At 36.8% G+C, this 253-nt stretch carries 1 rRNA gene; it reads right to left on the bottom strand.

What is annotated here, in order from left to right:
- Positions 1-159 precede the first annotated feature (159 nt).
- Positions 160-253: ribosomal RNA gene (locus H5087_RS20060) — 23S ribosomal RNA — on the bottom strand; the annotation flags it as partial.

A 253-nucleotide genomic window follows, 5' to 3' on the forward strand; every position in this document is an offset into this window, starting at 1 on the left:
CTATTGTCACCAAGCAAATTTGGGCGTTAATTCGTATTTCTACGCACTAACTGAATTTGGAAAATATCTGATAATATTTTTTAAGTCTTTCTTAAGTAATATCTACTTTAGTTATATTAACTTCTGTCAAACTGTCGCATAAAACGCGTTTGGCGTTGTATGGTTAAGCCTCACGGGTAATTAGTACAAGTTAGCTTAATGGCTCACACCACTTCCACATCTTGCCTATCAACGTTGTAGTCTTCAACGGCCC

Source organism: Pseudoalteromonas sp. SR43-7, assembly GCF_014163785.1.
Taxonomy (GTDB): Bacteria; Pseudomonadota; Gammaproteobacteria; order Enterobacterales; family Alteromonadaceae; genus Pseudoalteromonas; species Pseudoalteromonas distincta.